Here is a 6,915-nt window from a genome sequence, read left to right as displayed (position 1 = left end):
GGTTGGCCTCCACCATTTCTTTCTTGGCGCGGCGAGCCTTGGCTTCGCCCACCGACATGCTGCGGTTGATTTCCTTGATGTCGGTCAGCGGCAGGAACAGTTTCTTCTCGATGTCCAGCAGCTTCTGCTGCTCGGTATCGATTTGCTCGCGGTAGTGCTTGACGTTGGGCGACCACTTTTGACGTTTGCGGCCAAGCTCTTCCGCCCAGGCGAGGTTGCCCTCGTTGCTGGGGAAGGCTTTGAGGAATTCGGCCTTGGGCATCTTCACGTGCTTGACGAAGATATCCATCAGCATCCGCTCGTGGTGGCGGATGTTGCCCACCACTTCGCGCAGGCGGCGCACGAAACTGTCGATCAGCGCGGACGGCAGCTTGAGCTTGAGGAACTCCTCGGCCATCTGGTCGCGCAGCTTGGTCACCTTCTTGTCGTTGATGTCGGTGGCCTTGGCGGCGGCTTTCTGGAACTTGCCGTAGTGGTCGCGCAGCAGTTCCATGCGGCGCTTCACTTCTTCCGGATCGGGGCCGCTGGGGCCGGCTTCTTCGTCGTCGCTGCTGGCGGCTTCTTCTTCCTCATCCTCCTCCACCTCGGCGTCGCTTTCGGCGGCGGCGAGTTCAGCTTCGGCCAGGGCAGCGTCGGCGGCCTGCTCAAGGTCGGCGAAGCCGGCCAGGATTTCGCTGAGGCGGCGCTTGCCGTCCAGGTGCTGGTCGTATTCCTCCAGCAGCAGCTCGATGGTCAGCGGGAAGCTGGCCAGGGCGGTCTGTACCTGGGTGAGGCCTTCTTCGATGCGCTTGGCGATGGCGATTTCGCCTTCGCGGGTGAGCAGTTCGACCGTGCCCATTTCGCGCATGTACATGCGCACGGGGTCGGTGGTGCGGCCCACTTCGGAGTCGACCGCGGAGAGCAGCGCGACGGCTTCTTCGGCGGCGGTTTCGTCGTCGGTGGTGGCGCCGGGGGCGTTGTCGGCGAGCGGGTCGGCGTCGGGGGCTGCATCATGCACATCGATGCCCACGCCCTTGAGCACCGCCATGATGTCTTCGATCTGCTCCGGATCGACGATGTCGTCAGGAAGGTGATCGTTGATTTCGGCGTAAGTCAGATAGCCTTGCTCCAAGCCTTTGGAGATGAGGGCTTTGATTTCCGACTGTTGCTCGTGGGCTTTGTTATTCATACCGTCCGCCGCGGGATAGGAACCAATCAGTATAGCGATGTGATGCTTTTTTGACCAGTTTTCAAGAGAAAAATTCGCTGCCATCGGCACGCAAAAATCGCGCCAAATCGCGGTTTTCGGCGTAAATGGAAGCGTTTGCGTGGGTTATCTGCATGACAGGCACTCAACGCACCTCGAGCCAAAAGGTGACGGGGCCATCGTTGATCAGATGTACTTGCATATGGGCGCCGAAGCGTCCGATTTCCACCCTTGGATGCGCCGCGCGCGCCAAGGTCACCAGTCGTTCAAACCAGGTTCGGCCATGTTCGGGCGAGGCGGCGCTGGTGAAGCTGGGGCGCATGCCGGAACGTGTGTCCGTCGCCAGGGTGAACTGGCTGACCAGCAACAGGCCGCCGCCGGTGTACGCGAGTGAGCGGTTCATCTTGCCGGCATCGTCGGAGAACACGCGGTAGCCGAGCAGGCGTTCCAACATCCGCTTGGCCTGGGCTTCGCCGTCGTCGGGCTGCACGGCGACCAGCGCCAGCAGGCCGGCATCGATGGCGCCTACGGTTTCATTGTCGACGTCGACGCGGGCGGAGAGCACGCGCTGGATAAGAGCGATCATGGGGGCGGAGTGAACAGTGGAGAAAGAGAAGTAAGCGAAAGTGCCGCGTTACGGCACAATGGAAGTTTACCCAGTCTCCTTCCTTCCCTCTCGCACGCACCATGCGCCCCGATATCTATCTCGTCTACCTGCTGCTGCGCCTGTTCGGCCTGTTGCCCATGCGCTGGCTGCAGGGTTTTGGCGCGTTGCTCGGGCGGCTGGCATTGCGGCGTGGCGGAAGGATGGCGCGTTACACGGCGGTGAATCTGCGCATCGTAAAGCCGGAACTCGATGAGCGGGAGCGGGCCGTACTGGTGCGCGAGGCGCTGATCGAGGGTGGCAAGTCGATCACCGAGATCGTGAAGATCTGGGGCGCCGGCGCAGAGCGTGCGCTTGGCCTGGTGCGCGAGGTGCGTGGCGAGGCGCTGTTTGATGCGGCACTGGCCTCCGGCAAGGGGGTGATCATCGCCGCGCCGCACCTGGGGTGCTGGGAGCTGCTCAACTACTGGCTATGCCGCAAGACCTCGATGGCGATCCTGTATCGCCCGCCGCGCATCGCCGCGGTGGAGGCGTTGTTGCGCAAGGTGCGCGGTGCGCTGGCGCCGGAACAGGTGCGTGCGGAAGGCGCGGGCGTGCGCACCTTGTACAAGCGGCTGGCGGCCGGCGGTACGGTGGGCATCTTGCCGGATCAGAAGCCGCGGGCGGGCGAGGGCGAGTTTGCGCCGTTCTTCGGGCGTGAGGCGATGACAATGGTGCTGTTACCGCGCCTGGCGGCGCGCACGGGCGCCACGGTGCTGTTCGCGTTTGCAGAGCGCCTGCCGCGTGGCGAGGGATATCGCATCCACTTTTTGCCGGCGCCGGAAGGTCTGGATGATGCGGATCTGCCGCGGGCATGTGCGGCGCTCAATCGCGGGGTGGAGCGCTGCGTGAATCTCGCGTTTGCGCAGTATCAATGGCATTACAAGCGGTATTCGGCGGATGACCGGCCGAGTCCGTATTGATGGCCTACGCACCTTCGATGCGGCGCAGGAACACTGTCATTTCCTTTTCGGCCTGCTTGTCGCCGCGCTGTCGCGCAACGGCGATGCCTTGGCGCCAGGCTTCGGCAGCGCCGGCTTCGTCTTGCACCGCCAGGCAAGCCTTGCCGAGCAACTTCCACGCCGCCGAATAATTCGGATCGAACGACACCGCGCGCCGCAGTTCCTCGATCGCCGCCGCGTGATCGCCGCCATCGAGCAACGCACTGCCCAGGGAAAACCGCAACAGCGCACCGTCGCGCGGGCCGCCGCATTGCCCACGCAAGCGATCGATCAGGGAGGTGTTCACGACTGCGGTACGGCAGCGGGAAACACGCGCGGAGGTTGCGCGGGTTCCGGCGGTATGCGTCCGGCTTGCAGCATCGCGACGGTGGGCGCCGACCACACCACGATCCATGCCGAGCGGAAGGGCTGCGCCAGCAACGCGTAGCGCAAGGCCGTGGCATCCAGCTGGTTGGGATGGGTGATGACCAGGCCATCCGGATGCTGCTGGGCGAATGTCTGCAAGGTGATGCCGTCGCGCAGTTCCGTCAGCGGCCGAGTCAGCCGTCCGGCGAAGTGGAACTGGCCTTCGTAGTTGCCTTCGAAAGCCACCGCATGCCCCTCGGCCTGCGCGGCGGAAACCAGCGCGGTGGCGGGGCTCAGGTCGTATTTGTGCCACAGCGTGAGCGTGAACAAGGTATTGAGCGCGAGTGCGCCGAGCAGGCCGGCCACTGCCAGGCGACGCATCTCGCCGCGTCCACGCACCAGCAGCAGGCTACCGAGCAGCAGGAAGGCGACGCTGAAGGTACGGCTGTACGGCGCGGCGCCTTCCGCCCAGTCGTTGTGGAACGCATGGCTGAATGAGAAGTACGGCAGCGCGAACAGCAGCCCTGCAAACAGGATGCTGCCCACGCCCAGCGGCCAGCTGCCCAGCCAGTAGTTTTCCGCCAGCTGTGCATGCCGCTCGCGCAGGATGGCCATGGCCCCGGCCAGCAACAGCATCCAGCCGCCGAACTCCGGCAGCAGGTAGTACCACTGCTTGCCGCTGATCAGCGAGAACACCACGAACGAAGGCAACAACCAGCACAGCGCGAAGCGGATGCCGGTGTCGAACGGTTTGCGCAGCGCGCCGATGGCCACCCAGGCGCGTGGCCATCCGGTGAACGGGAACAGCAGCATCGGCAACCACAGCACGTACCAGCCGAACCAGTGCGGATGGCTCTGCAGCGATTGCGATTGCTGCGTGCTGTTCACGACGCGGCCGGCGGTCTGGGTGAAGAACAGGCGATGTTGGTACGCCTCGCCCCCGGCGAAACCGGCCGGAATCGCCCACGCCAGCAGCATGGCGAAACCGAGCAGCACGGCCAGCACGCCGCGCCCGTACCAGCGCGCGCGATGTTCACGCGCCCACGCGTTCCACAGCGGGCCGAGCAGCCACGGGAACGCGATGTGCAGCAGCATCACCGGACCCTTGGTCAGCAGGCCGGCGCCGATCAGCAGCCCAAACAGCAGCCAGCGCGGCTCGCTGCGGCGCAAGGTGGGTGTCAGGCATAGCAAGGCGCCCAGCACGCAGTTGGCCAGCAGCACTTCGTACATGATCTGCAGGCCGAACAAGAAGGCGTAGGACAGCGCCAGCAGCATCCACGGCGCCGCTTTCTCCACCCAGGGGTGCGCGGGGAACAGGCGGCGCGCGAGGATCGACAACTGCACCAGCTGCACGCCGCCGAATATCACTTCCAGTACGCGCGGCCATACGTCGCTTACGCCGAACACCAGCCAGCCGGCATGGATCAGCCAGAACAGCAATGGCACTTTTTCGCTGTAGGGCTCGCCGTTGATGTGCGGCACCAGCCATTGGTGGCCGTGCCACATCTCCCATGCCACGGCGAGCGTGCGGGTGGAGAACAGCGGCATCGGCCCGTGCGAGAAGATCGCCAGCAGCGCCGCCACCGTCCAGAGCGGCAACCAGGGCCACAGGCTGCGCAAGGCTTCGGAACGGCGGTAGGTGGTGGGTGTGGGCACGATGAGCGGCTTTACGTGAGGATGGGCGGGATTCTAGCTGGATCGGGTTCCGCGCCCCTTATACGTTGCTTATGCGGATGTCTCGTAGGTTGGCGGTGAGGCGTAGCCGAACCCCAACATCGCCATGTAGATCCCGCGTTGGGGTTCGCCCCTGATCAAGTCCGGGGCTCACCGCCAACACGAGCGCAATCAGGCCGGTCCCCAATACCCAATGCGCTTGCGCAACTTCAGCTTGCGCCACCAGTTGCGCGGCTTCGACTTGCGGTTGCGACCGCCGTTGGCGATGAACGCGTCGATCGCATCCAGTACGCGTTCGCTCGAACGGCCATCGTGATACGGATGGATCGCTTCGCCGAACGCCTTGATCGCCTGCATCAACGCCGGCGGACGCGACAGGGCGCGCTGGATCGCCGGCTCGAAGTCGGCGGCGTTGTGGATATCGATCAGCTGCGGGCCGGGTGCGCGGTTGTTGAACGTCACCACCGGCTTGCCGGTCAGCAGGAATTCGCTCAGTGCGGAGGAGGTATCCGAGCACATCATGTCGACCTGCGGGAACAGCTCCAGGATATTGTCGTTCTCGGCGAAGCTCAGGTATTCGTTCTGCAGCGCTTTGTACTTCGCCGCCGTGTCCGGATCCATCTTGGGATGGAACGTGACGATCCAGCGCCAGCGGCCGTCGCGCGACAGGCGCTTCACTTCCTCGTACAAGGTTTCCGCCGCGCTCCACGAGGGCGAGAAGGTGGAGTGATACAGAATCACCGGTGGCGTGCGCACCGGCGGCAGCGGGCCGCTGATCGCGCGCATGAACGGATCGAGCTTCGGCCAGCCGGTTTCGGTGACGGCGAAGTGGCCGAGCTTGTGCGCCAGTTCGCCGAATGCCTGGGTGTCGCGCGGGCCGGTGGTGCAATACAGATCGAAAAAGCCGCGGATATAGATGTGCCGCGGCTTGCCGGCATTGAAGCCGTGGAACACTTCCACCTTTACGCCGGGGAAGAAGTGCGGCAGATGATTGCCCGGCGTGATGACGGCGATCGGCTTCCACTGGCGCACTTCCCGCACACTGAGCAGGCGCTCGCCTTCGATCAGGTCTTCTGCGCCGGGACCATCGAAGAACCACGCGGTTTCGTCGCCACGCGCGCGGATCGCTTCCTGCAGCGGGCGCAGAATGGCCAGCGCATAGCGTTCCGATCCGTAGAGCAAATAATGCTTGGACATCTCAGTGATCCAGTCCGCTACGCGTCAGCGCCGCCGCAGCGGTGTCGCGCGAGGCGGGGTTCATGCGCATTTCGTAATAGCGCATGCGTTTGTAGGCGGCATAGCTGGCGGCAGTTTGCGCGATCGCGTAGCCGCGCCAGCCGTCGAGGAAGCCCAGGCGCAGCACGTAATCCTTGAAGAAGGCCAGCGCGAACACGAACGGCGTCTGCCACATGCGGGTGGATGTGTTCTTGTCCATCCAGTCGCGGCATTTCAGCTCGGAATAGAGCAGCACCTTGAGCTGCTTCTCCACCAGGCTGGGGTTGTTGTCGTGCAGGAACGGTGCGTGGAAAGTGACCGATGCACCCTCGAGCTGCAGCGATTCGTGCACGCGTACGTCGCTCCAGCGGGCGCGCTCGCGATGGTAGAAACGCGCCATTTTTTCGCCGACCGCGGGGCGGTACCAGCGCATCGGTTTGCCCATGTAGATCAGGTGCCGGCGCAGTATCACCGCGGCGGTGTCGCTTTCCAGCACGGCGGGCAGGCGGCGTTGCAGTTCATCGGCCAGCGCCGGCGTCAGGTACTCGTCGGCATCCAGCGCAAGTATCCAGGGGTGGCTGCAGTGCGTGGCGGCAAGGTTGCGTTGCGGGCCGAACCCCAGCCAGTCCTGATGTATCACGCGCGCGCCGTGGGCACGGGCGATCGCCACCGTGTCGTCGGTGCTGCCGCTATCCACGACCAGCTTTTCCGCGGCGAAGGGCACGCTGTCGAGGCAGCGCGCGATTTTTTGCGCCTCGTTGCGGGTGATCACAACAAGCGTGAACGGAAGAGTCGACATCGCGCCAGTTTACAGCAGCGGCTTGAGGGCATCCGCCAGGCGGGATGGGAAGCCCTGGTTGTTGGCCAGGAACCAGGCGCGCGCGCGCTGC

Annotated in this window: 7 protein-coding genes; 1 reads left to right on the top strand and 6 read right to left on the bottom strand. The window is 64.5% G+C overall.

What is annotated here, in order from left to right:
• Positions 1-1,168 (bottom strand): RNA polymerase sigma factor region1.1 domain-containing protein (locus VMA74_RS17255; RefSeq protein WP_325369194.1); only part of this gene is annotated, 1,168 nt, incomplete at its 3' end.
• A gap of 163 nt (positions 1,169-1,331) precedes the next feature.
• Entirely contained in the window at positions 1,332-1,772 is a 441-nt protein-coding gene (gene dtd, locus VMA74_RS17250) for a D-aminoacyl-tRNA deacylase (RefSeq protein WP_325369193.1), read from the bottom strand.
• A gap of 101 nt (positions 1,773-1,873) precedes the next feature.
• Here dtd and VMA74_RS17245 point away from each other — a divergent pair, with 101 nt between their 5' ends.
• Complete coding sequence (locus tag VMA74_RS17245) at positions 1,874-2,752, top strand: lipid A biosynthesis acyltransferase (RefSeq protein ID WP_325369191.1); 879 nt, start codon at positions 1,874-1,876, stop codon at positions 2,750-2,752.
• 4 nt (positions 2,753-2,756) lie between these two features.
• Here the strand turns inward: VMA74_RS17245 and VMA74_RS17240 are convergent, their stop codons facing one another.
• The 4 genes from VMA74_RS17240 to VMA74_RS17225 form a co-directional block, all read right to left on the bottom strand.
• A complete protein-coding gene (locus VMA74_RS17240) occupies positions 2,757-3,077 on the bottom strand; it encodes a tetratricopeptide repeat protein (protein WP_325369189.1) in 321 nt (106 codons plus the stop codon).
• Positions 3,074-4,792, bottom strand: coding sequence for an ArnT family glycosyltransferase (locus VMA74_RS17235; protein ID WP_325369187.1), 1,719 nt, complete (start codon positions 4,790-4,792; stop codon positions 3,074-3,076). The genes VMA74_RS17240 and VMA74_RS17235 overlap by 4 nt, the downstream gene beginning before the upstream one ends.
• Positions 4,793-4,981: 189 nt before the next feature.
• Positions 4,982-6,007: a CDP-glycerol glycerophosphotransferase family protein gene (locus tag VMA74_RS17230; RefSeq protein ID WP_325369185.1), complete on the bottom strand. Its 1,026-nt coding sequence runs from the start codon at positions 6,005-6,007 to the stop codon at positions 4,982-4,984.
• 1 nt (position 6,008) lies between these two features.
• A complete protein-coding gene (locus VMA74_RS17225) occupies positions 6,009-6,824 on the bottom strand; it encodes a glycosyltransferase family 2 protein (protein WP_325369183.1) in 816 nt (271 codons plus the stop codon).
• Positions 6,825-6,915 lie beyond the last annotated feature (91 nt).

It is taken from the genome of Dyella sp., assembly GCF_035508675.1.
Lineage (GTDB): Bacteria > Pseudomonadota > Gammaproteobacteria > Xanthomonadales > Rhodanobacteraceae > Dyella_B.
This window is presented reverse-complemented; position numbering and strand designations above follow the sequence as displayed.

Bases quoted from the DNA above. Each gene is read 5' to 3' on its own strand.
- dtd (WP_325369193.1), bottom strand. From the start codon at position 1,772: ATGATCGCTCTTATCCAGCGCGTGCTCTCCGCCCGCGTCGACGTCGAC.
- VMA74_RS17245 (WP_325369191.1), top strand. From the start codon at position 1,874: ATGCGCCCCGATATCTATCTCGTCTACCTGCTGCTGCGCCTGTTCGGC.
- VMA74_RS17230 (WP_325369185.1), bottom strand. From the start codon at position 6,007: ATGTCCAAGCATTATTTGCTCTACGGATCGGAACGCTATGCGCTGGCC.
- VMA74_RS17225 (WP_325369183.1), bottom strand. From the start codon at position 6,824: ATGTCGACTCTTCCGTTCACGCTTGTTGTGATCACCCGCAACGAGGCG.